This is a genomic window from Aminobacter sp. P9b (assembly GCF_045345995.1).
Lineage (GTDB): Bacteria > Pseudomonadota > Alphaproteobacteria > Rhizobiales > Rhizobiaceae > Aminobacter > Aminobacter niigataensis.
In genome coordinates, this window is the sequence record NZ_CP150082.1 from 3,701,605 (window position 1) to 3,728,179 (window position 26,575).

At 61.7% G+C, this 26,575-nt stretch carries 25 protein-coding genes and 3 pseudogenes; 18 read left to right on the top strand and 10 right to left on the bottom strand.

Annotated features, from left to right (window positions below; translation table 11 throughout):
* Nucleotides 1–23: 23 nt before the first annotated feature.
* The 3 genes from tnpC to tnpA all read right to left on the bottom strand — a co-directional run bounded on the left by tnpC (nucleotide 24) and on the right by tnpA (nucleotide 2,860).
* Complete coding sequence (gene tnpC / locus WHT83_RS18230; RefSeq protein WP_067967026.1) at nucleotides 24–1,550, bottom strand: IS66 family transposase; 1,527 nt, start codon at nucleotides 1,548–1,550, stop codon at nucleotides 24–26.
* Nucleotides 1,551–1,622: 72 nt separating this feature from the next.
* A complete protein-coding gene (tnpB, locus tag WHT83_RS18235) occupies nucleotides 1,623–1,976 on the bottom strand; it encodes an IS66 family insertion sequence element accessory protein TnpB (RefSeq protein ID WP_067965081.1) in 354 nt (117 codons plus the stop codon).
* Nucleotides 1,973–2,860: an IS66-like element accessory protein TnpA gene (gene tnpA / locus WHT83_RS18240; RefSeq protein ID WP_067965083.1), complete on the bottom strand. Its 888-nt coding sequence runs from the start codon at nucleotides 2,858–2,860 to the stop codon at nucleotides 1,973–1,975. Before tnpA ends, tnpB begins: the two co-directional genes overlap by 4 nt.
* Before the next feature lie 258 nt (nucleotides 2,861–3,118).
* Here tnpA and WHT83_RS18245 point away from each other — a divergent pair, with 258 nt between their 5' ends.
* Genes WHT83_RS18245 through WHT83_RS18255 form a run of 3 tightly spaced genes read left to right on the top strand, consistent with a single transcriptional unit; the run spans nucleotide 3,119 to nucleotide 7,329 of the window.
* On the top strand, nucleotides 3,119–4,882 hold the full coding sequence (locus WHT83_RS18245; RefSeq protein ID WP_406871967.1) for a relaxase/mobilization nuclease domain-containing protein: 1,764 nt from the start codon (nucleotides 3,119–3,121) through the stop codon (nucleotides 4,880–4,882).
* A 22-nt stretch (nucleotides 4,883–4,904) separates the two neighbouring features.
* Nucleotides 4,905–6,887 (top strand): conjugal transfer protein TraG, encoded by a 1,983-nt coding sequence (locus tag WHT83_RS18250; protein WP_406871968.1) that lies wholly within the window; start codon nucleotides 4,905–4,907, stop codon nucleotides 6,885–6,887.
* Nucleotides 6,888–6,891: 4 nt separating this feature from the next.
* Nucleotides 6,892–7,329: a ribbon-helix-helix protein, CopG family gene (locus WHT83_RS18255; protein WP_406871969.1), complete on the top strand. Its 438-nt coding sequence runs from the start codon at nucleotides 6,892–6,894 to the stop codon at nucleotides 7,327–7,329.
* A gap of 207 nt (nucleotides 7,330–7,536) precedes the next feature.
* Here the strand turns inward: WHT83_RS18255 and WHT83_RS18260 are convergent, their stop codons facing one another.
* Both WHT83_RS18260 and WHT83_RS18265 read right to left on the bottom strand, forming a co-directional pair.
* Nucleotides 7,537–7,851 carry a hypothetical protein gene (locus WHT83_RS18260; protein ID WP_406871970.1) on the bottom strand — a complete coding sequence of 105 codons (315 nt, stop codon included), beginning with the start codon at nucleotides 7,849–7,851 and terminating at the stop codon, nucleotides 7,537–7,539.
* A gap of 74 nt (nucleotides 7,852–7,925) precedes the next feature.
* Nucleotides 7,926–8,060, bottom strand: coding sequence for a YHYH domain-containing protein (locus WHT83_RS18265; RefSeq protein WP_406871971.1), 135 nt, complete (start codon nucleotides 8,058–8,060; stop codon nucleotides 7,926–7,928).
* A gap of 542 nt (nucleotides 8,061–8,602) precedes the next feature.
* Here WHT83_RS18265 and trbB point away from each other — a divergent pair.
* The 11 genes and pseudogenes from trbB (at nucleotide 8,603) to WHT83_RS18320 (ending at nucleotide 18,068) form a co-directional block, all read left to right on the top strand.
* Nucleotides 8,603–9,550 carry a P-type conjugative transfer ATPase TrbB gene (gene trbB / locus WHT83_RS18270; protein ID WP_406871972.1) on the top strand — a complete coding sequence of 316 codons (948 nt, stop codon included), beginning with the start codon at nucleotides 8,603–8,605 and terminating at the stop codon, nucleotides 9,548–9,550.
* Nucleotides 9,550–9,881, top strand: a pseudogene (locus WHT83_RS18275) (TrbC/VirB2 family protein). The gene trbB and the pseudogene WHT83_RS18275 overlap by 1 nt, the downstream one beginning before the upstream one ends.
* Complete coding sequence (locus WHT83_RS18280) at nucleotides 9,881–10,144, top strand: VirB3 family type IV secretion system protein (RefSeq protein WP_406871973.1); 264 nt, start codon at nucleotides 9,881–9,883, stop codon at nucleotides 10,142–10,144. The pseudogene WHT83_RS18275 and the gene WHT83_RS18280 overlap by 1 nt, the downstream one beginning before the upstream one ends.
* A 9-nt stretch (nucleotides 10,145–10,153) precedes the next feature.
* Nucleotides 10,154–12,610, top strand: coding sequence for a conjugal transfer protein TrbE (gene trbE, locus WHT83_RS18285; protein ID WP_406871974.1), 2,457 nt, complete (start codon nucleotides 10,154–10,156; stop codon nucleotides 12,608–12,610).
* The gene (gene trbJ / locus WHT83_RS18290; RefSeq protein ID WP_406871975.1) at nucleotides 12,607–13,380 is read left to right on the top strand and encodes a P-type conjugative transfer protein TrbJ; all 774 of its coding nucleotides are present in this window, start codon (nucleotides 12,607–12,609) and stop codon (nucleotides 13,378–13,380) included. The genes trbE and trbJ overlap by 4 nt, the downstream gene beginning before the upstream one ends.
* 18 nt (nucleotides 13,381–13,398) lie before the next feature.
* Nucleotides 13,399–13,680, top strand: a complete 282-nt coding sequence (trbK-alt, locus tag WHT83_RS18295) for a putative entry exclusion protein TrbK-alt (RefSeq protein ID WP_406871976.1) — start codon at nucleotides 13,399–13,401, stop codon at nucleotides 13,678–13,680.
* 3 nt (nucleotides 13,681–13,683) lie between these two features.
* Complete coding sequence (gene trbL / locus WHT83_RS18300) at nucleotides 13,684–15,033, top strand: P-type conjugative transfer protein TrbL (protein ID WP_406871977.1); 1,350 nt, start codon at nucleotides 13,684–13,686, stop codon at nucleotides 15,031–15,033.
* Complete coding sequence (gene trbF, locus WHT83_RS18305; RefSeq protein ID WP_406871978.1) at nucleotides 15,030–15,719, top strand: conjugal transfer protein TrbF; 690 nt, start codon at nucleotides 15,030–15,032, stop codon at nucleotides 15,717–15,719. Before trbL ends, trbF begins: the two co-directional genes overlap by 4 nt.
* The gene (trbG, locus tag WHT83_RS18310) at nucleotides 15,716–16,696 is read left to right on the top strand and encodes a P-type conjugative transfer protein TrbG (RefSeq protein ID WP_406871979.1); all 981 of its coding nucleotides are present in this window, start codon (nucleotides 15,716–15,718) and stop codon (nucleotides 16,694–16,696) included. The genes trbF and trbG overlap by 4 nt, the downstream gene beginning before the upstream one ends.
* Nucleotides 16,693–17,841 carry a TrbI/VirB10 family protein gene (locus WHT83_RS18315; protein ID WP_406871980.1) on the top strand — a complete coding sequence of 383 codons (1,149 nt, stop codon included), beginning with the start codon at nucleotides 16,693–16,695 and terminating at the stop codon, nucleotides 17,839–17,841. Before trbG ends, WHT83_RS18315 begins: the two co-directional genes overlap by 4 nt.
* Nucleotides 17,838–18,068: a DUF2274 domain-containing protein gene (locus WHT83_RS18320; RefSeq protein WP_406871981.1), complete on the top strand. Its 231-nt coding sequence runs from the start codon at nucleotides 17,838–17,840 to the stop codon at nucleotides 18,066–18,068. Before WHT83_RS18315 ends, WHT83_RS18320 begins: the two co-directional genes overlap by 4 nt.
* A 113-nt stretch (nucleotides 18,069–18,181) precedes the next feature.
* Here the strand turns inward: WHT83_RS18320 and WHT83_RS18325 are convergent, their stop codons facing one another.
* The gene (locus WHT83_RS18325; protein WP_406871982.1) at nucleotides 18,182–18,424 is read right to left on the bottom strand and encodes a hypothetical protein; all 243 of its coding nucleotides are present in this window, start codon (nucleotides 18,422–18,424) and stop codon (nucleotides 18,182–18,184) included.
* Nucleotides 18,425–18,577: 153 nt separating this feature from the next.
* Nucleotides 18,578–19,015: pseudogene (locus WHT83_RS18330) on the bottom strand (transposase); the annotation flags it as partial.
* Nucleotides 19,016–19,121: 106 nt separating this feature from the next.
* Between WHT83_RS18330 and WHT83_RS18335 the strand changes: the two are divergent.
* The 4 genes from WHT83_RS18335 to WHT83_RS18350 all read left to right on the top strand — a co-directional run bounded on the left by WHT83_RS18335 (nucleotide 19,122) and on the right by WHT83_RS18350 (nucleotide 24,384).
* Nucleotides 19,122–19,724, top strand: coding sequence for a hypothetical protein (locus WHT83_RS18335; RefSeq protein WP_406871983.1), 603 nt, complete (start codon nucleotides 19,122–19,124; stop codon nucleotides 19,722–19,724).
* Between the two features lie 973 nt (nucleotides 19,725–20,697).
* Nucleotides 20,698–22,089 (top strand): hypothetical protein, encoded by a 1,392-nt coding sequence (locus WHT83_RS18340; RefSeq protein WP_406871984.1) that lies wholly within the window; start codon nucleotides 20,698–20,700, stop codon nucleotides 22,087–22,089.
* On the top strand, nucleotides 22,086–23,363 hold the full coding sequence (locus tag WHT83_RS18345; protein WP_406871985.1) for a glycosyltransferase: 1,278 nt from the start codon (nucleotides 22,086–22,088) through the stop codon (nucleotides 23,361–23,363). The genes WHT83_RS18340 and WHT83_RS18345 overlap by 4 nt, the downstream gene beginning before the upstream one ends.
* A 10-nt stretch (nucleotides 23,364–23,373) precedes the next feature.
* The gene (locus WHT83_RS18350; RefSeq protein WP_406871986.1) at nucleotides 23,374–24,384 is read left to right on the top strand and encodes an HlyD family secretion protein; all 1,011 of its coding nucleotides are present in this window, start codon (nucleotides 23,374–23,376) and stop codon (nucleotides 24,382–24,384) included.
* Nucleotides 24,385–24,603: 219 nt separating this feature from the next.
* On the opposite strand, the gene WHT83_RS18355 is transcribed toward WHT83_RS18350, so the two are convergent.
* From WHT83_RS18355 to WHT83_RS18365, 3 genes and pseudogenes are all read right to left on the bottom strand, one after another.
* Nucleotides 24,604–25,059, bottom strand: a complete 456-nt coding sequence (locus WHT83_RS18355; RefSeq protein WP_199914477.1) for a YbaN family protein — start codon at nucleotides 25,057–25,059, stop codon at nucleotides 24,604–24,606.
* 16 nt (nucleotides 25,060–25,075) lie between these two features.
* Nucleotides 25,076–25,313: pseudogene (locus tag WHT83_RS18360) on the bottom strand (biliverdin-producing heme oxygenase); the annotation flags it as partial.
* Between the two features lie 36 nt (nucleotides 25,314–25,349).
* Nucleotides 25,350–26,492, bottom strand: a complete 1,143-nt coding sequence (locus tag WHT83_RS18365; RefSeq protein ID WP_406871987.1) for an L-lactate dehydrogenase — start codon at nucleotides 26,490–26,492, stop codon at nucleotides 25,350–25,352.
* Nucleotides 26,493–26,575 lie beyond the last annotated feature (83 nt).

The window sequence follows — 26,575 nt, forward strand, 5'->3', positions numbered from 1 at the left end:
GCGTCCGGGGGCTGCACGTGATGTCAGCTCTTGACGGGATTTTGCGCTTTCCACGCCCATGGCAGGAGTTCATCGAGGCTGCTGACGGGATGCCCATCGAGCATGCGCTGCAGTACGTCGGCGAGATAGGAGTAGGGCTCGACATCGTTGAGCTTGGCAGTTTCGGTGAGAGAGCAAACGATCGCCCAGCGGCCGCCGCCGCCATCGCTGCCGGCGAACAGGTGGTTCTTGCGGCCGAGCGCAACGGGACGGATGGCCCGCTCGACCGGGTTGGTATCGAGCTCGACACGACCATCGGTGAGGAAGCGGGTCAGTCCGGTCCAACGCGACAGCGCATAGCGGATCGCTTCTGCAAGCGTGCTGCGTCCGGAGATGTGCTGGAGCTGCACTTCCAGCCAGGTGTGGAAGGCGGCAACAACGGGTTTCGATCGCTGCAGCCGCGCCGCAAGCCTAAGGGCCGGCGACTGTCCGCGCACATCCGCCTCGACGGCATAGATTTCACCGATCCGGCGCAGGGCTTCCGCCGCCACGGGCGATCCGGTCGCTTCGACCACGTCATAGAACTTGCGCCTCGTATGCGCCCAGCAGGCGGCGAGAGCGATATCGCCACGGGCAGCGAGCTGTTCGAAGCCGGCATAACCATCGACATGCAGCACACCTTTGAAGTGCTGAAGATGCGATATCGGGCGCTCGGCCTTTCGGTCCGGCGCAAACAGGTAGACTGCCGCCGGCGGCTCGGGTCCGGCCCAAGTGCGTTGCTCACGGGCATAGACCCACAACCGCCCCGTCTTGGTCCGCCCGCGGCCCGGATCGAGCACCGGCACCGGTGTGTCGTCGGCGAACAGATGGTTGGAGGCGAATATGTTCTTCACCAGCCGCTCGTGCAGGGCTTCCAGCCACCAGCAGGCGCCGCCGACCCATCCAGCCAGCGTCGAGCGTGCCAGATCGACACCATGCCGGGCGAATATCTGCGACTGCCGGTAGAGCGGCGTGTGATCGCAATATTTGGAGACCAGCACCTGCGCCAGAAGCGCCGGCGTTGCCAATCCGCCGGCGATCAACCGCTCCGGCGCAGGCGCTTGCGCTACCGTCTCGCAAGTCCGGCAGGCGTATTTCGGGCGCGTGATGCGGACAACGCGAAGCTGTGCCGGAACCCAGTCGAGCATCTCGCTGACGCTCTCGCCGATCGCATGAAGTGCGCCGCCACAGCACACACAATACGCTTCTTCGATGTCGAGCCGCATGTCCTCGCGCGGCAGATGATCGGGCAGCGGCTTGCGGTGGGATGGCCGCTCCAACGGTGGATGGACGCTCGGTGTGCTCTCCCGGATGCGGGCGATGTCGGCATCGAGGTCTTCCAGCGCGAGCGCCAGTTGGTCGGGATCGAGGCGCTCGGAACGCCGGCCGAACTGCGCCCGCTGAAGCTTCCTGATGATCGATTGGAGGCGTTCGATCTCGCCATCGCGGCTCTCGACGGCAGCTGCCATATCGCGCAGCAGACGCTGCAAAAGTGCTGGATCGGACGGCAGATTGTCGAGGTCGATCAACATGATCGAATCTACCATGAACCGCTCAAAAACCCAAGGATTCCGGTAGTTTCTGCGTCGATCGGAGGACCGTTTTCAGCCGGCCAGCGCCGGTCTCCAGATACGCTCGGGTGCGCGCCAGTCGATGCCCTCGATCAGCATGGCAAGCTGTGCCGGCGTCAATGTGATCGAGCCGTCATAACCTGCCATACGTGGCCACACGAAGCTGCCCTGGTCGAGCCGCTTGGTGAACAGACACAGCCCGTTGCCATCCCAGAACAGGATCTTGAGCAGCGACGCCTTCTTTCCCCGGAAGGCAAACAGATGACCCGAGAACGGGTCCTGCTTCAGCGTTGCCTGGACCAGCATGGCGAGCCCGTCCAGCCCCTTCCGCATGTCGGTGTGCCCCAGCGCCAGATGCACCTTCACGCCCGCCGGAACGATCATCATGATGCAGTCCCTCCGCTGTCGACGAACGCTCGTACGGCAACAGGATCACTGCCCGCAGGTGCAAAGACACGCCGCCCATCCGGCAGTTCGATTGCCATCATCCCGTCAGGGGGCCGCACAAGATTCTGCAGCGCGAGTGCCGCTGCCGCGTCCGTAGCCAGCGTCACAGATGCCAGTTTCGCTTGCTTCTTCTGCGTCACGCCGAATTCCGCGCGCCAACGAAACAGGATGCCGGTCGCGATCCCGTGCCGGCGCGCGACAGCCGAGACCGTTGCACCTGCAGCTTCACTCTCCTGGACGATGGCGAGCTTCTGCGCGTCCGTGAAGAACCGGCGGAAGCGCGTGGCGGGAGTGTCATCTGGACGCGCTGTCAAGCCGTTTTCGGACGTCGCGCCGTTAGTGATATCACTAACGGCCGGGCGGGCGGCGGGATGAAGATGCGCGCGCCAGTCGATCTCAACCTCGCCATCCTCCAAGCGGTCACGCCAACGGCGCAGCGCGTAGGGCGAAAGCTGCAGTGCCGCGGCGTATTCGCGAACGCCCATGCCGCTCCAGTTCATCGCCTCGACATGCATTGCCCAGAACGCCCGGAGCGCACGATTGCGCACATCCGTGCTCACGCCAAAACGTTGGCGTTGACGCCGGCGCGGTCCTTTCTGGCATTGTTTCGGACACGCTTCCTGGCGCAATTGTGCCTGCGATTCCGCATGTTTGCGCGCTGCTTCCTTGCCCATCAGGTGGTCAAGCCAGCGCTCGAACGTACGCCGGTTGAGATGGTGATGGCGGCAATAGGTTGTGCGCGCCAGCCCGCTCTGACGCCACGCTTCGACATGAATCACCCAGAAGGACTTACGCGCCGTGTTCTCGAAATGTCTCAAATTCACCGGAGACCCTCCACGCTACGAAGGAACTCCACATGCTGCGATTTTGCACTACGCCAACGAGGTGTCAGGACCGGACGCTTACGAAACGACAGAGGACGGCGAGATAAAAGCGCCTGCCCGAAACGCGTTAAGCCATTGGTATGGCTTGCGTTTTCCGGTGCATGCCGGTCGGTCGAGGGCATACAGCCCGAATTTTTCCAATGCTTTCAATGTTTGGACATGCACGACCAGCCTCCGGACACAACCTCGGGCACAGTCATGAGCGAGATTGACCGCGACTTCCTCATCAAGCCAGGCCGCATCCGTTCGACGAAGACGCCGAAGGCCAAGAGCTTCGTCAATCAGGTCCTCGCCGCGGCCAAGCGCGCCGGTCACACCTCTGGCGGCGTTCCATCGGGCAAGCCGGCCCCCCGGCTCGGCCACTCCACCTTCGGACGCGGGCGCAACGTCTTCGGACGCTCCCGAATCTTCTCCTCGCATCGCCGCGTCGTCATCAAGGCGCGCGTCGCCCGCCATCAGGGGCGGGCATTCCGTTCAGCACCGCTCACTGCGCATGTCTCCTATCTCAAGCGCGAGGGCGTCAGCCGAGATGGCGAGAAAGGCGTGATGTTTGACGCCAACACCGACCGAGCCGACGATCTCGCCTTCGCTGATCGCTGCAAGGACGACCGGCATCATTTCCGCTTCATCGTCTCGCCGGAGGACGCAGCCGAGATGACCGACCTCAAGGCCTTCACCCGAGATCTAGCGCGCCAGATGGAAGCCGATCTTGGTACGCGCCTCGACTGGATCGCCGTCGACCACTGGAACACCGACAACCCGCATGTGCATCTGCTCATACGCGGCGTCGACGACGTCGGCGCCGACCTCGTCGTCTCTCGCGACTATATCAGCCGCGGTCTGCGCTCCCGCGCCGACGATCTCGTCGACATCGAGCTCGGCCCGAAGCCGGAGCACGAAATCCGCAGCGCACTTGAAAAGGAAATTACTGCCGAGCGTTGGACGCGGATCGACCGGGAGATCCAGCGCGCAGCCGATGAGACCGGCTATGTCGATCTCAGGCCAGACCGATCCGCCCCAGCTGATCCGGAACTACGTCGCCTCATGATCGGCCGGCTCCAGCATATCGAGAAGTTGGGGCTCGCCATCCAGGGCGATCCAGGAAATTGGGTGGTTGGTCTCGAAGCCGAACTCACGCTGCGCGATCTCGGCATGCGTGGCGATATCATCAAGACGATGCACCGCGCCTTCACGGTGCGCGGCCAGGATCGCGGCGTTGGCGATTGTGTGGTCGACGGCGGAACCTCTGGCTCACCGATCGTTGGGCGCCTCGTTGATCGCGGCCTCTACAACGAACTGACCGGCGAAGCCTACGCCGTCATCGACGGGGTCGACGGGCGCGCCCACCATGTCCGCTTCCGCGGGGTCGAGGCATTCGAACAGGCGCCCGCAAATGGTGGCATCGTCGAAGTCCGTCGCTTTGGAGGTACGGACGACCAACGCCCGACATTGGTGCTTGCGATGCGATCTGATCACGATCTTCAAGCGCAGGTCACAGCGCCGGGTGCTACCTGGATCGATCATCGCCTTGTCGAGCGAGATGCCATGCCGCTGTCGCAGGCCGGTTTTGGCCGCGAGGTACGCGAGGCCATGCAGGCGCGTGCCGAACATCTCGCCGATCAGAGCCTCGCCCGGCGCGACGGCCAGCGCATCATCATACAACGCGATCTCCTCGCCACGCTTCGCTGCCGCGAACTCGAGGCCGTCGGCGAGAAGCTTTCGGCCGAGACCGGCCTGCCGCATGTGAAGACGCAAGCCGGGCAGCGCGTCGCGGGCGTTGTGCGCCAGCGCCTCGCCCTCTCCTCCGGCCGCTTCGCAATGATTGAAGACGGTCTCGGCTTCCAACTCGTGCCCTGGTCGCGCGACCTCGATCGCAAACTCGGCCAGCATGTCGCAGGCATAACCAAAGTCAGCGGCGGCATCGAACTGTCGGTCGGACGCAAGCGCGACCTCGGCCTCTGACAACGACGGAAAAGGATCACGCATGTTAGCGACCAAAATCCTCTGGGGCCAGATCACGGTGGTCTTCCTGATCGTGATCGCCACCACCTGGGCCGCAACCCAATATGTTGCCTGGCAGCTTGGGTACCAGGCACAACTCGGCACGCCCTGGTTCAGTGTTGGCGATGTGCCGATCTACTATCCGCCGGCCTTCTTCTGGTGGTGGTATTTCTTCGACGCCTACGCGCCCGAGATCTTCAACAAGGCTGCTTTCATTGCCGCTTCGGGCGGCTTGATCGCAATCGCCGTCGCCATCGGCATGTCGGTCTGGCGAGCTCGCGAGGCCAAAAACGTCCAGACCTACGGCTCCGCCCGATGGGCCCAAAAGAAGGAGGTGGAGGCAGCGGGGCTTCTCGGCTCAGACGGAGTCGTGCTTGGCCGGTTCGATCACGACTATCTGCGGCATGACGGGCCCGAGCATGTGCTGTGCTTTGCGCCGACACGTTCCGGCAAGGGCGTCGGCCTTGTGGTGCCTACGCTCCTGACCTGGCCGGGCTCTGCAATCGTTCACGACATCAAGGGCGAAAACTGGCAACTCACAGCTGGCTTCCGTGGCAGGCACGGTCACGTGCTGCTCTTCGATCCGACCAATCCGAAATCAGCCGCCTACAATCCCCTGCTTGAAGTTCGTCGCGGTGATTGGGAGGTGCGCGACGTACAGAACGTTGCCGATATTCTGGTCGACCCGGAGGGTTCGCTCGACAAGCGCAACCACTGGGAAAAGACCAGCCACTCCCTTCTCGTTGGCGCGATCTTGCATGTCCTCTATGCCGAGGAGGAAAAAACGCTCGCCGGCGTCGCAGCCTTTCTCTCCGATCCACGCCGCCCGATCGAAGCGACGCTCGCAGCAATGATGACAACGAAGCATCTCGGCGAGGCCGGCCCGCATCCGGTTGTCGCATCGACGGCGCGCGAGCTCCTCAACAAATCCGACAACGAACGATCCGGCGTGCTCTCTACTGCCATGTCCTTCCTCGGCCTCTATCGCGATCCGGTCATCGCGGAAGTGACTGGGCGATGCGACTGGCGCATCGCCGATCTCACCTCGGACGCAAAGCCAACGACGCTCTATCTGGTCGTACCACCCTCGGACATTTCCCGAACAAAGCCGCTGATCCGTCTCGTCCTCAACCAGATAGGCCGACGGCTGACCGAGGACCTGCACGCAATGGAACGCAAGCACCGCGTCCTCATGATGCTCGACGAGTTCCCGGCTCTCGGCCGTCTCGATTTCTTCGAGTCCGCGCTTGCCTTCATGGCCGGCTACGGCATCAAGAGCTTTCTCATCGCCCAGTCGCTCAACCAGATCGAAAAGGCATACGGGGCCAACAACTCTATCCTCGACAATTGCCACGTGCGTGTGAGCTTCGCGACCAATGACGAGCGGACAGCCAAACGCGTATCAGATGCTCTCGGAACAGCCACCGAAATGAAGGCGATGAAGAACTATGCCGGCCACAGGCTCTCGCCATGGCTTGGGCACCTGATGGTCTCGCGTTCAGAAACGGCGCGTCCCCTCCTCACACCCGGCGAGGTTATGCAACTTCCACCGACCGACGAGATTGTGATGATCGCAGGCACTCCGCCGATCCGGGCAAAGAAGGCACGCTACTACGAGGATGCGCGCTTCCGCGAGCGTGTCATGCAGCCGCCGGATCCGGCCAGATTGGGCAGGACCCCTCGCAGCGACAGTTGGTCGACAGTCCTGCCGCAGAAGGCCGATCCCGTACCTTCAGCCGCTGAAGTACCTGACAGCGCCAATGCCGGCCTGCGCCGCGAACCGGAGCGTCCCGAACATGTTGCTATCGCAAAGGAAACCGCGGACCAAAAGCCGGCCGAGGAGTTCGCGCATATCCTCGACGACGAGCCGGAGGACACCGCTCGCCAGCGTCAGGCATTGCGGCGCCAGATGACTGGTCTTGCGCGTCAGGTCGCACTCGACCCGGCCGATGGGATGGAGCTCTAAGGCCATGCGCGACCGTCTGAATCTTACCCTGCCAGTGGAGCTTATCGGTCGCATCAACGAGCTTGCTGACCGCAAGAAATTGCCCAGGTCGGCCATCGTTGAGGCGGCTGTCAGTTCGTTCCTGTCGCCCGATCACGCCGATGCGCGCGAAGCAGCCTTCGCACGCCGGCTCGACCGACTGTCCAGGCAAATCCAGCGGATGGAGCGCGATCTTGGCGTCACCGCGGAAACCCTCGCCCTTTTCGTGCGCTTCTGGCTTTCGGTCACCCCGCCGCTGCCGCCGGAGGCGCAAGCTTCAGCGCAGGCCAAGGGGCGCGAACGTTTCGATGGCTTTGTCGAAACGCTCGGCAAGCGGCTTCAGAAGGGCCAGAGCTTTTTGCGGGAGATTCCCGAAGATGTTGAGAGCGATGAACCCGTGGATGTGACAATGGGCGGCTCTTAGGGCGAACGGGCATCGCGTACTGTTGTTGAAGTGTGCTTTTGGCCTGAGGTTTGTCTGAGCGGAGGACAACCCCGACTCGGTGGTGATCTTCATCCCCTGGGTTTGCCACGGCACGAAGGGCGACCGTGGGACCGCAGCTGCCACTCAGCGGCCTCAAGACGACTACCGAGTGAGTCCTTAAGAAAGAACGCGAGAATCGAAGGGCCGCTACTCCTCGTACTCACCATCTTCTTGATCATAGAGGCTATCACTGTCCTGAGCGTCGGCGTCATCATCAGTGCCGTAGTCATCTACGACATAGGGATCAGTATTCTCCTCGACATATGCCCTGCATCCCTCGATGAACGAGTTGCTGTTTCCGCCGCAGCCGGACTCGTCGTCGATACCCTTGCGCTCAGCCCATTCGTAACCGGCTTCGTGTCCTGAACAGTCCACGGTGCAGGGGTAGCCCATAAAGGTCTGGGCGAATGTCGGGGCGGTTGCGGCAAGTGCCATGGAGGCCGCCAGCAGCGCTACTTTCACGGTGTCCCTCCACGTTGTGGTGGGCTCAGGACGCCTAGACGTCCTGAGCGTTCACAAGACCAGATGTTCGGCCCTCAATGGCAGTGATAGCCACCGTTCTTGCGGTCGTTATGGCAACCGTTTGCGTCAGTGCCTCCGCCATGAGCGACGGCGGCGGTGATTCCAGCTGCCGAAGAGATTAGGTAAAAAGCAAGTAGTACGTACTTCATTAGAGCCCCCCTTAGCCACTATGTGACAACCATCGAACACAACCATAGACACCCGCTCTCTTCAAGAGTGACATTAGAGTTTCCTTGTATACTGGTTTACGATTTCGCTGGCGGTACCTGCGCTGCGCTCGCACACGACTTGCGCTCTTATGGCCCAGGTCTAGCCTGTGCCTTGCACCGGTCGAGCAGATAGCCCACCGCACTTTCCTATCGGCGAGTACGGGCCTTCACGTCCAACTGGTGAACCGCCAGTGACTCGCGAGCCACCAGCGGCGGCTTTCTCGGCGAACATATCGACCGACAAGATCTGAAGTGCGAAGCGCCGCTTGCGTGGAGCGTGCGCACACGGATGCTGCAACGAGGTCAACCCCTTGCCCGCCCTACTCCTGCAATTGCACGCTAGGCTACTACGCCTGCGGAAACCTGTTGAACCTGCCTGATTTCTGGCTCTCTTAATCATCCCCGATCAGGGTCGCGCGGCGCGCCACCCGCACCAGAACGGGGATGATGTGGCGACTTCTCAACGACATTCCGAAGCATCCATGCGCGGTGCGCGCATGCTGCGCACCGCGCTCGGCCCAGCGATCGCTGGATTCCTGGAGGATCCGTTGATCGTCGAGGTGATGCTCAATCCCGACGGGCGGCTCTGGATCGACCGCCTCTCCGGCGGGCTTGAAGATACAGGTTGCACGCTCCTGGCCGCGGACGGCGACCGCATCATTCGCCTCGTCGCCCACCATGTCGGCGCCGAAGTACATCCTGGCAATCCACGTGTTTCGGCCGAGCTTCCCGAAACGGGAGAGAGGTTCGAGGGGTTGCTGCCACCCGTCGTCGCAGCACCAGCCTTTGCGATCCGAAAGCCGGCGGTCGCCGTCTTCACCCTCGACGACTACGTCGCAGCCGGCGTCATGACTGCTCAGCAGGCAACTGCGCTGCGTCAGGCTGTTGCGGCGCGCGCCAACATTCTCGTCGCTGGTGGCACGTCGACCGGCAAGACCACGCTCACTAATGCGCTTCTTGCAGAAGTCGCCAAGACCTCCGATCGCGTCGTCCTGATCGAGGACACGCGCGAACTGCAATGTGCCGCGCCCAATTTCGTGGCCCTTCGCACCAAGGAAGGCGTCATCTCCCTTTCCGATCTCGTTCGATCATCGCTTCGGCTCCGCCCCGACCGCATTCCCGTAGGCGAGGTGCGCGGCTCCGAAGCGCTCGATCTCCTCAAGGCTTGGGGCACCGGCCATCCCGGCGGCATCGGCACCATCCACGCCGGTACTGGCATCGGCGCCCTGCGGCGCCTCGAACAACTCATTCAAGAAGCCGTCGTCACCGTCCCGCGCGCACTGATCGCGGAAACCATCGATCTCGTCGCTGTGCTGTCCGGACGCGGCTCCGCCCGACGACTGGCCGAACTCGCTCGCGTCGAAGGGCTCGGTCCCGGCGGCGACTACCGCATCGCCCCCATCACCTCCAACAACGAAGGAACCTCCTGATGAACCCGCCCTTTTCCCAAGCCGGACGCCGCATCGCGGCATTCTGCTCGGCCACCTTCCTTGCACTTGCGACTGCCCCTGTCGCACACGCCGCAGGCTCGTCCATGCCCTGGGAACAGCCACTGCAGCAGATCCTGCAGTCGATCGAAGGACCGGTCGCCAAGATCATCGCCGTGATCATCATCATCGTGACCGGTCTGACGCTCGCTTTCGGCGACACCTCGGGGGGTTCCGGCGACTGATCCAGATCGTCTTCGGCCTCTCTATCGCCTTCGCCGCATCAAGCTTCTTCCTCAGCTTCTTTAGCTTCGGCGGCGGAGCGCTCGTCTGATGGAGGAACCAGTCCCAGGGTTCAGCGCACCTGTTCATCGGGCGCTTACAGAGCACATCCTGCTCGGCGGCGCCCCACGCTCGATCGCCATCTTGAACGGCACACTGGCTGCGGCGCTCGGGCTCGGTCTGCGGCTCTGGATCGTCGGGATCGGGCTGGGGCTGATCGGGCACCTCGCCGCCGTCTGGGCCGCCAGGCGCGATCCGATGTTCGCCGACGTTGTGCGCAGACATCTGCGCATCCCTGGCCACCTCGGCACGTGAGGTGACGCCATGATGAACCTTGCCGAATACCGAAACCGAAATGCCCGCCTCTCGGACTTCCTGCCTTGGGCAGCGCTCGTGCGCGAGGGCGTTGTCCTCAACAAGGACGGCAGTTTCCAGCGCAGCGCCCGATTCCGCGGCCCCGATCTCGACAGCTCGGTTGCAGCCGAATTGGTCGCCATCGCCAGCCGTCTCAACAACGCGTTCCGACGTCTCGGCTCAGGCTGGGCGATCTTCGTCGAAGCCCAGCGTCATGCAGCCGGCGCGTATCCTGAGAGCACATTCGCAGACGCCGCCTCCGCGCTGGTTGATGCCGAACGCAAGGCCGGCTTCGAAGAGACCGGGGCCCACTACGAGTCCAGCTATTTCCTGACCTTCACTTATCTGCCCCCGGCCGAGGACGCCGCGCGCGCGGAAAGCTGGCTCTATGAAGGCAAAGCCGAAAGCGGCGTCGATCCGCACGAGATCGTCATCGGCTTCGTCGACCGTACCAACCGGGTGTTGCAACTTGTCGAAGGCTTCATGCCCGATTGCGCATGGCTCGACGATGTCGAAACCCTGTCTTATCTCCATGCCTGCGTTTCTACCGAACGTCATCGAGTGCGTGTTCCCGAGACGCCGATGTATCTTGACGCGTTGCTCGCGGACCGGCCCCTTACCGGAGGGCTCGAGCCACGTCTTGGCGATCAACATCTGCGCATTCTCACCATTGTCGGATTTCCAACTGCGACCACGCCCGGAATCCTCGACGAGCTTAATCGCCTCGCATTCCCCTATCGTTGGTCGACCCGCGCCATCCTCCTCGACAAGATCGACGCGGCGAAGCTGTTGACCAAGATCAGGCGGCAATGGTTCGCCAAGCGCAAATCGATCGCGGCAATCCTGAAGGAGGTGATGACCAACGAGGCTGCGGCCTTGGTCGACACAGATGCGGCCAACAAGGCTGCCGACGCCGATCTCGCCCTGCAGGAACTGGGCGCCGACTATGCCGGGCAGGCTTATGTCACAGCGACGCTCACAGTCTGGGACGCCGATCCGCGTATTGCCGACGAAAAGCTGAGGCTAACCGAAAAGGTCATCCAGGGACGCGACTTCACATGCACGCCCGAGACCATAAATGCCGTTGACGCCTGGCTGGGTTCGCTGCCCGGTCACGTCTACGCCAATGTGCGGCAACCGCCGCTCTCCACCGTCAATCTAGCCCACATGATCCCGCTCTCGGCCGTATGGGCAGGACCGCAAGAAGATGAGCATTTCGCAGCGCCCCCTCTGCTATTCGGCAAGGCCGAAGGCTCAACCCCGTTCCGTTTTTGCCTTCATGTCGGCGACGTCGGTCACACGCTTGTCGTGGGCCCAACAGGTGCTGGCAAATCAGTGCTGCTCGCCCTGATGGCACTGCAGTTCCGCCGCTATCGCCATTCGCAGGTCTTTGCCTTCGATTTCGGCGGCTCGATCCGCGCCGCCACACTCGCCATGGGCGGCGACTGGCACGATCTTGGTGGCGGCCTGAGTGGCGACATTGGCGAGCCGGTCCAACTCCAGCCACTCGCGCGCATCCATCACGTCCCGGAGCGCGCTTGGGCAGCCGACTGGATTGTCTCGATCCTGATCCGTGAGAGCGTCCCGATCACTCCGGAGATCAAGGAGCATCTGTGGTCGGCACTGACCTCGCTCGCCAGTGCTCCGCCACACGAGCGCACAATCACCGGTCTCAATGTCCTGCTCCAGTCGAATGACCTGAAACAGGCGCTACGGCCCTACTGCGTCGGAGGTCCTTATGGCCGGCTACTCGACGCCGAGTTCGAGCGGATCGGCGAGACATCGGTCCAGGCCTTCGAAACAGAAGGGCTGGTCGGCACGGCTGCCGCGCCTGCGGTGCTTTCTTATCTCTTTCACCGCATCGAGGATCGGCTCGACGGCTCGCCTACGCTCATCATCATCGACGAAGGCTGGCTCGCACTCGACGACGATGGCTTCTCCGGCCAGATCCGGGAGTGGCTGAAGACGTTGCGCAAAAAGAACGCCAGCGTCGTCTTCGCCACGCAATCGCTGTCCGACATCGACCGCTCCACGATCGCGCCCGCGATCATCGAGAGCTGTCAGACCCGGCTCTTGCTGCCGAACGAACGCGCAATCGAACCGCAAATCACGGCTATCTACCGTCGTTTCGGCCTCAACGATCGCCAGATCGAGATCCTGGCGCGAGCTACGCCAAAGCGCGACTACTATTGCCAGTCTCGGCGCGGCAACCGGCTGTTTGAACTCGGCCTTTCCGAGGTCGCTCTCGCGCTTTGCGCCGCATCCTCAAAAACCGACCAGACGTTGATTGCGCAGATCCTCGGTGAACATGGCCGCGACGGCTTCCTCGCCGCCTGGCTGCGCACCCGCGGCGTCGATTGGGCGATCGACCTCATCCCCACCCTCACCAATCTCGTCCCCCAGCCTGAGAAGGAGCCCACGCCATGACCACCCAACCCTCAACCGTTCGCGCTGCCTTGATTGCGGCAACGGTTCTTTCTGTGACCGGTGCGCTTTCGCCCGTGCTGACGAGCCCGGCGCATGCCTTCTTCGGTCGGATTGTCTACGATCCGACCAACTACGCACAGAACGTGCTCACCGCTGCCCGTACGCTTGAGCAGATCAACAACCAGATCAAAAGTCTCCAGAATGAAGCGCAGATGCTCATCAACCAGGCGAGGAACCTGGCGAGCCTGCCATACTCGTCTCTCCAGCAGCTTCAGCAGTCGGTCCAGAAGACGCAGCAGCTTCTCAGCCAGGCGCAGAACATCGCCTTCGACGTGCAGCAGATCGACCAGATGTTCGAACAGAAATATGGCAGCGTGTCCTTGTCGGCCTCCGATCAAGAGCTCGTCGCCAACGCGCGTGCACGCTGGAAAAACACCGTGGGCGGCTTGCAGGACGCCATGCGTGTACAGGCAGGCGCCGTCGAAAACATCGAGACCAATCGCGCCCAGATGTCGGCGCTGATCGGCCAGAGCCAGAATGCGGCCGGTGCACTTCAAGCAACACAAGCCGGTAACCAGCTTTTAGCGCTCCAGGCTCAGCAACTCGCCGATCTCACTGCAGTCATCGCTGCCAATGGCCGGGCGCAGGCACTCACCGACGCCGAACGTGCAGCCGCTGCCGAACAGGGCCGCGAGCAGCGCCGCCGCTTCCTGACCCCGGGTTCCGGCTATCAGCCCGGCAATGCCCGCATGTTCAACAATGGCAACTGACAGCCAGAGGAGAACATCATGGACGGCAAGATGCTGGCGCGCCTCGGCGCAGTCGTGTTCGTCGCTGTCGCCATCACAGCGACAGCCATCGAATTGACCCGGAAAGAAGCAGTGCCCGCGACGACACAGGTGCTGCGGGCCGAGAGCGATCCACTGCACGAGAGACAGCGCCGGTGCCAGCAGCTTGGACTGAAGGCGGCTGAAGACGCCGATTGCCTGCGCGTCTGGGCAGAAACCCGCGACCGATTCCTTGGTCGCACGCCCGTGCCTCCTGCTCCGCGAATTCAGGAAGGGCGGTGAAGCATGGGAGGCGCCGGCGTTATCGACAACTTCCTCGGAGTCTTCGCCCGTTACATCGACAGTGGGTTTGGCCTTTTGGGGGGAGAAGTCGCCTTCATCGCCACCACGCTGATCGTCATTGACGTGACGCTGGCAGCTCTGTTCTGGAGCTGGGGCGCTGACGACGACATCATCGCGCGGCTGGTCAAGAAGACACTGTTTGTCGGCGTCTTCGCCTATCTCATCTCAAACTGGAACAATCTCGCAAACATCGTCTTCGACAGTTTCGCGGGCCTGGGCCTCAGGGGCTCCGGTACGGGATTTTCGACAGCGGACCTGATGCGCCCCGGCAAGGTGGCACAAACCGGCCTGGATGCCGCCCGGCCACTGCTCGAGTCCATCTCTGACCTGATGGGATGGGTGGCCTTCTTCGAGAACTTCATCCAGATCGCCTGCCTTCTCTTCGCCTGGGCCCTGGTCATCCTTGCCTTCTTCATTCTGTCGATCCAGCTCTTCGTCACACTGATAGAATTCAAGCTGACCACACTGGCCGGCTTCGTGCTGATCCCCTTCGGCCTGTTCGGCAAGACCGCCTTCATGGCGGAACGTGTGCTTGGAAACGTTGTCTCCTCCGGCATCAAGGTGCTGGTGCTCGCAGTGATCATCGGCATCGGCTCGACATTGTTCAGCCAGTTCACGCAAGGTTTCGGCGGCCAGACCCCGAGCATCGACGATGCGATGGCTGTCGTGCTCGCTGCCCTCTCGCTGCTGGGTCTCGGGATCTTCGGTCCCGGCATTGCGTCGGGGCTTGTCAGCGGTGGGCCCCAGCTTGGTGCCGGAGCGGCGGTGGGCACGGGTTTTGCCGCAGGTGGTATGACGCTGGCCGCTGCTGGTGCTGCTGGTCTTGCGGTGAAGGGCGGCGCTGCCGCCCTCTCGGCTGGCGCGGCAGCCGTCCGTGGCGGTGCGCTCGCTTCTGGCGCGGCGTCATCTGCCTATTCGCTCGCCTCCCTCGGTCAGTCCGGCGCGGGCGGCGCCGCCTCCGGATTAGGGGGCGTTGCACATGCCGCCGGCAATGCAGCGACATCGCCGCTTCGCAGCGCTGCCGCTAGCGTCAAGTCAAGCTTCGCCGACGGCGTCAAGGCCGGCTTCAGCTCGACCGGCGGCTCCTCGACCATGGGCTCGGTCGGAGGCGTCGCTGAAACTGCACCCGCTTCCACCATCCAGCCTTCCAGCGCGCCGCCCAGCTGGGCGCAGCGCATGCGCCGATCCGGCCACATGGGCCATGCCGTCCAGACAACCGCCCACGCCGTTCGCTCCGGCGACAGCCATGCCTCCGCCTCTTCCGTCAACCTTCAGACAAGTGATCGTTCATGAACCTCTTCAGGCGACCCGCCGCGCATTACGGCAAAACACCTCAACCAGAGACCCCCTATCAAAAGGCCGCGCAGATCTGGGACGAGCGCATCGGCTCGGCCCGCGTTCAGGCCAAGAACTGGCGCTATATGGCGTTTGGATCGCTGATCCTGTCTGGCGCATTCGCCACGGCACTCGTCTGGCAGTCGACGCGCGGGGCCGTCGTGCCCTGGATCGTGCAAGTCGACAATCTCGGTCAGGCGCAAGCTGTCGTACCAGCAAGCGCCGACTATCGGCCTACCGATCCGCAGATCGCATGGCATCTTGCCCGCTTCATCGAACAGGTCCGCTCGATCCCGGCTGACCCCATCATCGTTCGCCAGAACTGGCTGCGTGCCTATGACTGGACCACGGATCGCGGTGCTGCGGCGCTCAACGACTACGCTCGCACCAATGACCCATTCATCAAGGTCGGCAAGCAACAGATCGCGGTCGAGGTGTCCTCGGTGATCCGCGCCTCGACGAACTCGTTTCGTGTCGCCTGGACCGAGCGCCACTACGAGAGCGGGAAACTCTCCACCACCCAGCGATGGACTGCAATCCTCACCAACGTGATCCAGCCGCCACGCGATGCCGAAAGGCTCCGCGCCAATCCGCTCGGCATCTACATCAATGCCATCAACTGGTCACAGGAGATGAGCCAATGAACCGGCCGATGATCCGCAGAAGTGGCAACCTGTCCCTTCGCAAATCCGTAGCTCCAGTTCTTTTGCTTTCCGCCATTCTTGCGGGCTGCGCCACCAGCAAACCGCCTGTGATCAGCTACGACGCCAACGTGCCGCCTCTCCCGGCGATCCCCATGGCTACGGCGGATGACCGACCGAAGCCTCTTCATATCCCGCCTTCCTGGTCCCCGGCACGTGGGGGTAGCGCCGCCTCGACACCAACGGCGCGCGTCGAAAATGCCAATGCCGCCGCGCGCGTCCAGCCGCGCCGCGAAGGCTATTACAATGCCATCCAGATCTACCCCTGGAGTGAAGGCGCTCTCTATCAGGTCTATGCCGCGCCCGGGCAGATCACCAACATCGCGCTCGAGCTCGGCGAGACCCTGACCGGTGCAGGCCCAATCGCCGCCGGCGACACCGCTCGCTGGATCATCGGAGACACCGAGAGCGGTAGCGGGATCACCCGGCGTGTCCATGTATTGGTGAAGCCCACGCGCGCCGACATCTCGACCAATCTCGTCATCACCACGGACCGGCGTACCTACATGATCGAGCTGCGTTCCGGAGAAAAGCCATATATGCCGGCGGTCGCCTGGGCATATCCAAGGCAACCAGCCGGACAGCGCCAGGCCATTTCGACAACACCCCTCATTCCGGCTGTCGCGGCGCGCAACTATCGCTACGGTCTCATAGGCGACAGTCCGCCATGGAAGCCGGTCTCTGTCTATGACGACGGCAGGCGCGTCTTTGTCGAGTTTCCACGCGGCATCGTGCAGGGCGAGATGCCACCACTCTTGGTCATCGGCACAGACGGTGAAGCCCAGATCGCAAATAGCCGCATCTACCAACACATCCTGATCGTCGATCGTCTGTTCGGCGCGGCCGAGTTGCGTCTTGGCAGCGGAGATCGACAGCAGACCGTCAGGATCGTGCGCACGGATGGAAGGCCGTCGTCATGAGCGAAAAGGACAATGTCGCTCCGATGCGCCTTCGTGCCGAACCGCCGCGCATCACCCGCCTGTCGTCAAAAGTCATCGTCGGCGTCGGCGTCGTCGCCTCACTCGGCATCGGCGGTGCACTGGTCTATGCGCTTCAAACGCGCGTACCCGGCACCGACGACCAAGAGCTCTACTCGACCGCCAATCGGCAACCCGCGGACGGTCTCGCCGGCCTGCCGCGCGACTATACCGGCCCGATCCTCGGGCCGGCGCTGCCGGGCGATCTCGGCCGGCCGATACTCAACGCCCAAAACAGGGGGCAATCCGTCGTGCCGCCCGCAATCATGGCACCGGCTGTCGACGAGGCGGAACAGCGCCGGCGCGCTGAGGAAGAGGCCGCACGGACGAGCACCGTCTTTTTCCAGTCACGTGGAGGATCAGCCGCAACGGTCGGGACGGGAGAACCGGCGTCGGGCTTTCCGGGCGCTGACCTGGGAAGCCAGCTTGGCGAGCAGGCCGCACAGGACAAGCAACTGGCTTTCCTCAACGCCGCTGCTGACAGACGTACAGTGGCGCGCGACCGCGTCATGCCGCCAGCATCGCCCTTCGTTCTCCAGGCCGGTGCCGTCATCCCGGCAGCCCTCATCACCGGCATCAGGTCCGATCTACCCGGACAGGTTACCGCGCAGGTGACGGAGAACATTTACGACAGCCCAACCGGTCGAGCCCTGCTCGTGCCCCAGGGCACGCGGATCATCGGGCAGTATGACAACAACGTCCAATTCGGCCAGCGCCGCGCACTCCTTGTCTGGAACCGGCTCGTTCTTCCAACTGGCCGCTCCATTGTTCTCGAACGTCAGCCCGGCGCCGATGCGCAAGGCTATGCCGGACTGGAGGACGGGGTCGATTATCACTGGTGGGACCTGGCCAAAGCCGCCGGACTCTCCACGTTGCTTGCCGCCGGCGCAGAGTTGGCGATCGACGACGAGAACCGGCTATTGCGCGCAATCCGCGATGGAGCGCAGGACACGATCAACGACGCCGGCCAGCAGATCATTCGAAGACAGCTCAACGTCGCGCCAACGCTGACCATCCGTCCGGGTTTCCCGGTACGCGTCATCGTCACGCGTGATCTCGTGCTCGAACCCTATGGAGCAACGCAATGACCAAGCTGAAACTACGCCCCATCGCCGACCACAGGCCCGTCAAGGTAACGTTGGAGCTTCCAGCGTCGCTGCATCGCGATCTCACGACCTATGCTGAAATCCTCGGTCGCGAGAGTGACCAGCCGCCTACCGAGGCCATCCGGCTGATCGTACCGATGCTCCAGCGCTTTATCGAGACGGATCGAGGTTTTGCAAAGGCTCGGCGGAACGCCCATCCAGATTCGTAGCGCGGGCGCAGTGCTGACAGCTGTCGAAGAGGTTTCGGGCAATTGCGGCCATCAAGCCCTATGCAAGCAGCAACGTGCAGACTGGGTACTGGCCGCCTTCGCGGATCGCAAGCTCACGAGATTGAGAACCTCGGGGACGTGACCGCCAAGATGACGGCCGCGCTCAACGCAATCACCGAGCCATTGCCGAAGCCGCCAGGCGCTGTCACAGGCTTGGAAAGATCAGTTGAACCGGATGAGGCGTCCTGCGCCAGAGCGGCAAGACCAGCGGAGTCGAATATATAAGACGTTGCTGAAATATCTGCGCCAAAGACACTGGCAGCAAGAGCTGCCGCGCCAACTAGACCACGCTTCATGATCCCCCCGGAAATCTATGCGCTTACGATTACGCACTCATCGCGCATAACTTGTCTGATCGCGATCGCACAACCATGACATCCACAGCTATGTTTTGGCTACACTTGCCAGAAGCCGCTAAGTAACCGCCGTTCTCAGGGCACGGCCTTGAGCTAGGATTTGTCGATGTAGGCCCAGGTCCGGAGATTGTCGATATGGCTGTTGGGGGCCGTTGACGATCCTGGTGAGGACATCGGCGAGATAGCCGAGTGGCTCAACGCCGTTGACCTTGCAGGTTTCGATCAGCGGGCGATGTCGGCCCAGTGCTCGCCGCCGCCGTCAGACCGTACGAAAAGCGCACTCTTGCGGTTGAGGGGGCTCGGACGGATGGAGCGCTCGACCACGTCGCTGTCGATCTCGATGCGACCATCTTCGAGAAAGCGCGAGAGCCCTTCCCGGCACGAAAGCGCTGTAGAGTTCGGCAATTCGGCACGGGACCGGCTGCTGCCAGTTCATAGAAATGCCTGCGAACATGCGCCCAGCAAAAGGCGAGTGTGACGCCGCTTTTGTCGGCCAGCACACGATAGGCACCATTGGCCGTCGACCTGCAAGCAGTCAGCCAACAATTCCACAACAAAAAGCATGATATGGTGGGGGGATTGGTCCTTGATTTTTTGAATCTCTAAGCTTCCGAGAGGTCCTGCACGAGGCCGCGTCATGCCCACCGATAGCCAGTACATTCTCGAAAGCATCAAGCAGGGATGCGCGACGCTTAGCGATGACGAGTTCGTCATCGACAGGCTGGTAAAGTATTTCGGCAACGGCAGGATTCGGTGGCACGTCGAATTCGGTGGGCATCGCATCGAGCTGACGACGGGCCAGATCAAGAAGCAGCCTACCTTCCGAAGGAAGATACTCGAACAGGCTGGTGTGCTGCCGCCCCAGCGTGCCGGGGCCGACTACCGGCGATGGGCAATGGACCTGAGGAAGAATGCCATCGAGCTTCCCTGGCGGGACAGGCCGGTCGATGCCGGTTTCGCCATTGATAGGCTCGCCAGCCATGGGGATGGGCGCTGGACGGTTGAATACCAAGGCAAGGCCATCAAGTTCACGACGACCAAACTTCGCAGGCAAGTCAGTTTCCGCAAACGCATGCTGGCCAAGGCCAAGGTGCTGCCGCCGCAACTGGACCCGGCTGCCTATCGGAAGTGGATGGACTGGCTCATTCAAAACGCCATAGAGGCTGCACCGCAGACCGGTGATGCCTCGATGGCAGAGAAAAGCTGGCTTGATGACCTACCAGAGCTAGCCGGCTGGTAAAATGAAGCACCGCCCCGAGCGACCAGCCAGGGCGGCAGTTTCCAAAGCAGAAGCAATCGAGCCAAAGGGGCAGCGGACGGTATCTGCTCGATGCAAGTACGATCCGCTCAGATCGACATGTCCTGGGATTCGCCGTTGCTTGGTTTCATTGTTCCTTCGAAACTTCGCCGGGAGATGCGCCGCAGCACAACAGTGCCAGTCAGTTCATTTGAGCATTTGAGCGGAAATTCTATCTCCGTTGATCCTGGCCTGGCTCGAATCCAGGTTCCCTAGGCAAAACTGGACGCCGCGGCAGGAACGGATATCACGGCGAACATCCGCGTTGGAGCGGTCACAGCCTTCGGCAGCAGTGCGCCCGAAAAGGGCTGTCGGCGGGTCCCTCGTGGGAACGAATAAAGAAGAGAAGCAGAACTTTCACGTGCAATTTTTGCACACGAACACTCATAACTAACTGATATTATTTATCTATCTTCCCAATCCATCATGGGGGCAACGGCGACAATCTGCGCACCGTCGGCATAGAGTTTCGTCATGGCTTCTTCGAAATATGGAGCAGCGAACGCCTGGAGATATGACGGCTCCCTAGCACATCAAGGCCACAAGGCCAAATCGCCCGCCTGACGTGCTCTCCGTCGATTGCGACGGGACATCGCGTGTTGAACCGGCAGTCTTTTTGGTGGTGCGCTTGGGCTAGGCGGGTCGCCTGCGAGAATGATGCGTCGTCGGCTGGCCTTCGATACGGGATCGGGTGAAGGACCCGCGGAAAGCGGCGCCTGGCTATATGGGCGGGGCGGATTCGCCGGTTGCATTCGCGTGTGGAGATGGCCGACCGTAGATCGAAATAGCTAGCGGCATTGTAGCTCTTATATGCGATTGACCTGCATAGAATCAAGGTTAATTTTTAGTCATTCTTGTCGGAATTTAGCCGACTTCGACATATGTTTTGCTCTTCCATTTGCAGCGGAGTCGCTTCGTGTTGAGTCGAAACTTCTCCTCAATCGAAAAGCTCGAATTTTCCGAGCATCATTTTCATCTGCCGAACTACACTTCAGCCGAATATTGCAAGTCCATCTGGGAGCAATTCGACATACCCGCTCCGCGTGTAGCCTTGCTCCCTCAGGCGAGCAGACAATTCGGTAATCTTCGCAAGATTTTCGAAGTCGTCGACAGCGGGGATGCCGATGCCATCGTACTGACGGACGAGCGACACGTTATGGCACTCGATGATTTCCGAAGCGCCAGGGGCCTCTGCTTTGTGCCAGTCGTCAATGCGACGGGCCGATCCAGCCATGTCACTGACGTCGATTTTGATGTCGCGGACCCTCAATCGATCATCAAGACGGCAGGCGTCATCAGCAAGTTCGCCGAAAGAAGATCCCGACTGTCACCCAAGTTCATGCTGGCGGACTCGCCGGCCTCAAGACTGCTGGCGCACCTGTTTCTATCAGGCGAAACCCTCACGCCAGTTCGCGTCCCGGAGTCCAAGTATTTTTTCGCCATGAAAGGATTCCTTGACACCAACTCGACGGTGCTGGTCGCGGAAGCTCTTGCAAACCGGGGCTGGTTGGAGAGGCATTTCGTCGACCGGCATCATCAATGTGACAAATGCGGCTCGCACCGGCTTGTGGTGAGGGAAGAATGTCCAACCTGCCGGTCGGCCAACCTCGATGAAGCAAAGCTGATCCATCACTACAGTTGCGCCCAGCTTGGCCCGGAGGTCGACTTTCGACGCGACAACGCTCTTATCTGCCCGAAATGTAGCAAGCAGCTGCGAAACTACGGGAAGGACTACGACAAGCCGGGAAGCGTGCAAATATGTGGCGAGTGCCGCCACACGACTTCTGAGCCGGCAATCGGGTTTGTGTGCCAGGACTGCGGAGCGGGAATCGATGGTCAAAGGGTAGCGACAGTCGATCTGCACTCCTATGCCTTGACCGATTACGCCACCTACCAATTGACCGACGCCGCGCGGCAGGCACTGCATTCGCCACCACAACTAAGGGACTGCCCGGACGGGCTGCAGAAAGAGCTACGCTCGTTCACGAATGACCTGCCGGTCCTGCACGATTGCGTCGTTGCCGAGTTGATCTATGAAGCCCGCGACGAGATCGTACGTCGGCGCGGGGAAGCGACCTTTGCTGCCCTCCGCAGATTGTTCGCCGAAAACCTCCAAGGCCATCTGGCGGGCATGGCCACTGTACATCCGTCCACCGAGCGCGATTTCGTGCTTTTTTTCCATCTGACGCAATCCGACAGGGACACTGATGCACAGGTCATACTCAACATGTGCGAAGCCGTTCTATCGGACCACCTGCAGCCGAGGCTGCGCATCTTGTGGGGCGGTTCGGACGGGGCAATTGCGTGACCGATATCGAATTCGGCCTCTCGTTCCTGTATTCGCAGACCCTGTCGAGCGTAGTTGTGATCTTCTGGTACACGCTGGTGTTCGATCTGCCGCGCTACGCCCTGCCCTTTGCTGCGGTGGCGCTAAGCCAAAGAAGACAAGCAGCCCAGTCCGACCCAATCACGCAGCCCCATCGCAAGCCCTTCAAAGTGAGTGTTGTCCTGATTGGCCATAATGAGGCCGATTCTATTCGGGCTTGCGTCCGCTCGCTTAGGGAACAGTCTTTTTCCGACTTCGAGATCGTGATTGTCAGTGACGGCTCAACCGACCGGATGAGCAAAGTGGCGTGTGAGATTGTGGGTTCCGGCGACGCGACCTGTGTCCTCTCGACCGATGTCAGGGGCGGCAAGTCAAGCGGCGTAAACCTCGCCTGCGAGATCGCCAAAGGCGACATCATCATTAACGTCGATTGCGACTGCTCGTTCGATCGCTTTGCCATCGAAGCGCTGATGCGCGCTTTTGACGACCCTCGGGTCGGAGCGGCCTGTGGTGACATCGCCCCACGAAATGCCGACGCAACGCTGATGACGCAGATCCAAGAAATCGAATATTTGCAATCCATCTCCGTGGGCAAACGTTTCAGCGGATCGATGGACCAAGTAACCTGTTGCTCGGGAGCATTCGGAGCCTTTCGCCGTGAAGCGTTGGCTCAGGTTGGCGGTCTCGACGTCGGCGGCGGCGAAGATCTCGATGTCACCATTCGCATGCGCCAGGCCGGCTGGCGGATTGCGTTTGTGCCGGATGCGCTGTGCTACACTGACGTGCCGGAGTCGGCTTACGCCTACATTCGACAGCGTTTGCGGTGGGAACGGGACGCTTTCTGGCTCAGATTCAGAAAGCATCGTCGGCTGCTCAATCCCTTTGGGACCAAATTCCGCCCCGCCGAGGCGTTTCACCAATGGGACTTTGCTCTTTTCAGCGTCGCAAGCACGGTCGCATTCCCCATCTACCTTCTCTGGCTTGCCACCCATTTCGGGCCCGAAGCCATCCCGATCCTGATATCCCTCCAATTGGCTTTGCTACTGCTCGACGCCGGAATGCTCGCCCTGGCAAACCGGATAACCCGCCGGGCTGCCTTTGGACGAAACTTGCCTTTCCTGCCGGCCTATTCGCTGTTCATGTCGTATGTGATGCGCTTTGTGCGGCTGACCGCTTATGTCGACGAATGGTTTGCTTCAGGCTCGCATCGCGACAACTATGTGCCGGCGAAAGTGCGTCTGCTTAGACCATGGTGAGCACGCATTGATGCAACACATCCGCAAAAGGACGCTGCTGGATAATATCGACAAGCAGCAAAGATCGCACTCGGGGCGCCTGGGCAGGACGATCTACCTCCTGTTGCTGGCGGGCTTTTTCCTGCTGGTTGCGTACTACCTCGCCGGCTCGCTAGTCATACTGTCCGCTGACGGGATCGTGCTCAACGAGAAGCGCGTTGTGGCGGCGAGCTATCCCGCCACCATCGTCAAGGTTCTCGTCAGCGAAGGCGACGTCGTCGACAAGGGAGCCCTGCTCGTCGAGCTCGAGTCCTTCGAAATGGTCAAGGAAATCGCCGACCTCTCGGTGCGCTCCAGCGAAATGGTGGTGAAAGAGACCGAGTTGCAAGGGCAGTCGACGACGATATCCACCCTCCTTCCACTGGCGGAGCGGGCATCGCGCGAAAGCGGCGAGACGGTATCCAGACTCGACCAGATAGCCAGGCAGGGGCTGATCCCGATGCGGACGCGCGATGACGCCGTGAGTACAAGCTTCCAGGCGACACAAAGGCTGGCTGAACTGACAGCAAAAAGCCTGGACAATCACGCACAGGTTCGGATGGTTCAGGCGTCACGACAAGTCGCTGAGAACGCTGTCACCAGGCTGAAGGAAATATATGATGATGGAAAAATCCAGGCCCTGACTGCTGGAGTGGTTGGTTCCCGCGTGCCGGTTCCCGGCCAGTTCGTACGGCCTGGCGACGAACTTCTTCAGATCAATGGCGGGCGGTCCTACATCTTGGCCTACCTCCCGGATGAGTACTTGTTCCCTGTCACCGAAGGATTGAAAGTCGACGTCAGTGCTGGGAGCGATCGCAGCGAAGGCACCGTCGAAAAAGTGCTCCAGATTGCTGATGCCCTACCGGCAGAGTTTCAAAATATGCTGCGACCAAGGGATCGTTCCCGGCTGATCCGCATTGCGTTGCCCCATGCGAATCCATTCGCTGTTTCCCAGAAAGTCGTCGTGCGTGGCTGCGTTTTCGGATGGTGCTGGGTAAAATGAAAGCAGCACCGGCCTCTCTCGTGGCGGAAAGAGCCCGGCGTAGGCTACCGCTCACGTTGGCCAGAACGAACGCGATGAGATCGGAGTGACCCTGTCCCGGACGACATGACGTCGGTGGGAAGAGCCGGTTTCTACGGCTGGCCTGCAAGTACCTGCCACTGTCGACGCCAAATCGCTCTGGTCATGCCAGGTTTTCTCTCGTCGCCGAACTTCCCGACATCAGTCATCGTCCCTGCGAAGGGTCGCGAATTCCGGCTTCGGCTTTGGATCCGGCCGTGTCGCCACATAGAAGGCACCGCAGGCGACGAAAATCGCGACTGCCGTGGCGACCAGCACATCAGGTCTTCCAAGCAGGAACAGTCCGTAACCAAGCGCCATGCCGAGCCAGGCCATGATCTTGGCCCTGCGCGGGATGGCACCCTCCTCGCGCCAGGCCCGCAAAGCTGGACCGAATCGCGGATGATCGAGCATCCATGCCTCGATCCGCGGTGACGAACGGCCGAAACACCATGCCGCCAGGATCAGGAAGATCGTCGTCGGCATGACCGGCAAGAACGCGCCGATGATGCCGAGGGCAAGCATCAGGATGCCCAGCGCAATCAAGCCCGCCCGTCGCGCATTGAAGGCCGCGCCGTTGGCCACGCGGCGAAACAACGACGTCATCCTGCCAGACATGCCCTCACGATAGCCTTCATCCGAAAGTCTCCCTTACCGGCCCATGCACGCGGCGAAATGCGGACTCTGCCCCGGCGACGACGCGGTCTTCCTCTTCGTCGCTCAGTTGCAGCGCATCGAGTGCGGCCTTGAACGTACGCCCGTGCAAACCGCGCCTCCAGGCGCCGGCGCAAGATGCCTTGCACCGAAGGTTTGGGAAAGCCCAAGCTTGGCCGCCTCCTTCAAAAGAAAGCCGCGCCGAGATTCGATCCTTTGGACTCTTCGCCGCGCGCGCGGTCGTGCTTCCAGACTCAGCGACGCGCGATGATGCGGCTGTCGACGTCCTGGATGTCGCGCAGGCCGCAGAAGGCCATGGTGATGTCGAGCTCCTTGCGGATGATGTCGAGGCAGGCCGTCACGCCCGCCTCCCCGCCGGCGCCAAGGCCATAGAGGAACGAGCGGCCGATGAACACGCCCTTGGCGCCCAGGGCCACAGCCTTGAGGACGTCCTGCCCGGAGCGGATGCCGCCATCCATCAGCACTTCGATGCGGTCGCCGACGGCGTCGACAATCGCCGGCAGCGCCGAGATCGATGATATCGCCCCGTCAAGCTGGCGGCCGCCGTGGTTGGAGACGATGAGTGCGTCCGCTCCGCTTGCCGCAGCCTTTTCGGCATCCTCGGGATCGAGGATGCCCTTGAGGATGAGCTTGCCGCCCCACTGGTCCTTGATCCACTTCACATCGTCCCAGCTCAGCGCCGGGTCGAACTGTTCGGCTGTCCACGACGACAGCGAGCGCAGGTCGGTGACGCCTTTGGCGTGGCCGGCGATGTTGCGGAACGTGCGGCGGTTGGTGCGCAGCATGTTCAGGCACCAGCGCGGCTTGGTCGCCAGGTTGATGATGTTCGGGATCGTCATGCGCGGCGGCGTCGACAGGCCGTTGACGATGTCCTTGTGGCGCTGGCCGAGGATCTGCAGGTCGAGCGTGAGCACCAGCGCCGAACACTTGGCCGCCTTGGCGCGCTGGATCAGCCGCGAGACGAAATCGCGGTCCCTCATGACATAGAGCTGGAACCAGAACGGCTTGGAGGTGTTTTCGGCGACGTCCTCGATCGAGCAGATGCTCATGGTCGAAAGCGTGAAAGGGATGCCCGCTTTCTCGGCCGCACGCGCGGCGTGGATCTCGCCATCGGCATGCTGCATGCCGGTCAGGCCGGTCGGCGCGATCGCCACCGGCATCGAGATTTTCTCGCCGATCATCGTGGTTTCGAGCGTGCGGTTGCGCAGGTCGACGGCGACGCGCTGGCGCAGCTTGATCGGCACGAAGTCGCTCTCGTTCTCGCGATAGGTGCTTTCGGTCCAGGCACCGGAATCGCAGTAGTCGTAGAACATGCGGGGCACGCGGCGCTTGGCAATTGCGCGAAGATCGGCAATCGAAGTTATCGGACGCGCCATTCGTGTAAGCTCCAAATTCTGTTGATATCCCAAGCCTGCGCGCGGCATGTAAGCCGCCTTCGCTGCGGATGCCAAGAGGCTGC

Bases quoted from the DNA above. Each gene is read 5' to 3' on its own strand.
- tnpC (WP_067967026.1), bottom strand. From the start codon at position 1,550: ATGTTGATCGACCTCGACAATCTGCCGTCCGATCCAGCACTTTTGCAG.
- tnpB (WP_067965081.1), bottom strand. From the start codon at position 1,976: ATGATGATCGTTCCGGCGGGCGTGAAGGTGCATCTGGCGCTGGGGCAC.
- WHT83_RS18245 (WP_406871967.1), top strand. From the start codon at position 3,119: ATGAGCGAGATTGACCGCGACTTCCTCATCAAGCCAGGCCGCATCCGT.
- WHT83_RS18250 (WP_406871968.1), top strand. From the start codon at position 4,905: ATGTTAGCGACCAAAATCCTCTGGGGCCAGATCACGGTGGTCTTCCTG.
- WHT83_RS18255 (WP_406871969.1), top strand. From the start codon at position 6,892: ATGCGCGACCGTCTGAATCTTACCCTGCCAGTGGAGCTTATCGGTCGC.
- WHT83_RS18265 (WP_406871971.1), bottom strand. From the start codon at position 8,060: ATGAAGTACGTACTACTTGCTTTTTACCTAATCTCTTCGGCAGCTGGA.
- trbB (WP_406871972.1), top strand. From the start codon at position 8,603: ATGCGCGGTGCGCGCATGCTGCGCACCGCGCTCGGCCCAGCGATCGCT.
- WHT83_RS18280 (WP_406871973.1), top strand. From the start codon at position 9,881: ATGGAGGAACCAGTCCCAGGGTTCAGCGCACCTGTTCATCGGGCGCTT.
- trbE (WP_406871974.1), top strand. From the start codon at position 10,154: ATGATGAACCTTGCCGAATACCGAAACCGAAATGCCCGCCTCTCGGAC.
- trbJ (WP_406871975.1), top strand. From the start codon at position 12,607: ATGACCACCCAACCCTCAACCGTTCGCGCTGCCTTGATTGCGGCAACG.
- trbK-alt (WP_406871976.1), top strand. From the start codon at position 13,399: ATGGACGGCAAGATGCTGGCGCGCCTCGGCGCAGTCGTGTTCGTCGCT.
- trbL (WP_406871977.1), top strand. From the start codon at position 13,684: ATGGGAGGCGCCGGCGTTATCGACAACTTCCTCGGAGTCTTCGCCCGT.
- trbF (WP_406871978.1), top strand. From the start codon at position 15,030: ATGAACCTCTTCAGGCGACCCGCCGCGCATTACGGCAAAACACCTCAA.
- trbG (WP_406871979.1), top strand. From the start codon at position 15,716: ATGAACCGGCCGATGATCCGCAGAAGTGGCAACCTGTCCCTTCGCAAA.
- WHT83_RS18315 (WP_406871980.1), top strand. From the start codon at position 16,693: ATGAGCGAAAAGGACAATGTCGCTCCGATGCGCCTTCGTGCCGAACCG.
- WHT83_RS18320 (WP_406871981.1), top strand. From the start codon at position 17,838: ATGACCAAGCTGAAACTACGCCCCATCGCCGACCACAGGCCCGTCAAG.
- WHT83_RS18325 (WP_406871982.1), bottom strand. From the start codon at position 18,424: ATGAAGCGTGGTCTAGTTGGCGCGGCAGCTCTTGCTGCCAGTGTCTTT.
- WHT83_RS18335 (WP_406871983.1), top strand. From the start codon at position 19,122: ATGCCCACCGATAGCCAGTACATTCTCGAAAGCATCAAGCAGGGATGC.
- WHT83_RS18350 (WP_406871986.1), top strand. From the start codon at position 23,374: ATGCAACACATCCGCAAAAGGACGCTGCTGGATAATATCGACAAGCAG.
- WHT83_RS18355 (WP_199914477.1), bottom strand. From the start codon at position 25,059: ATGTCTGGCAGGATGACGTCGTTGTTTCGCCGCGTGGCCAACGGCGCG.
- WHT83_RS18365 (WP_406871987.1), bottom strand. From the start codon at position 26,492: ATGGCGCGTCCGATAACTTCGATTGCCGATCTTCGCGCAATTGCCAAG.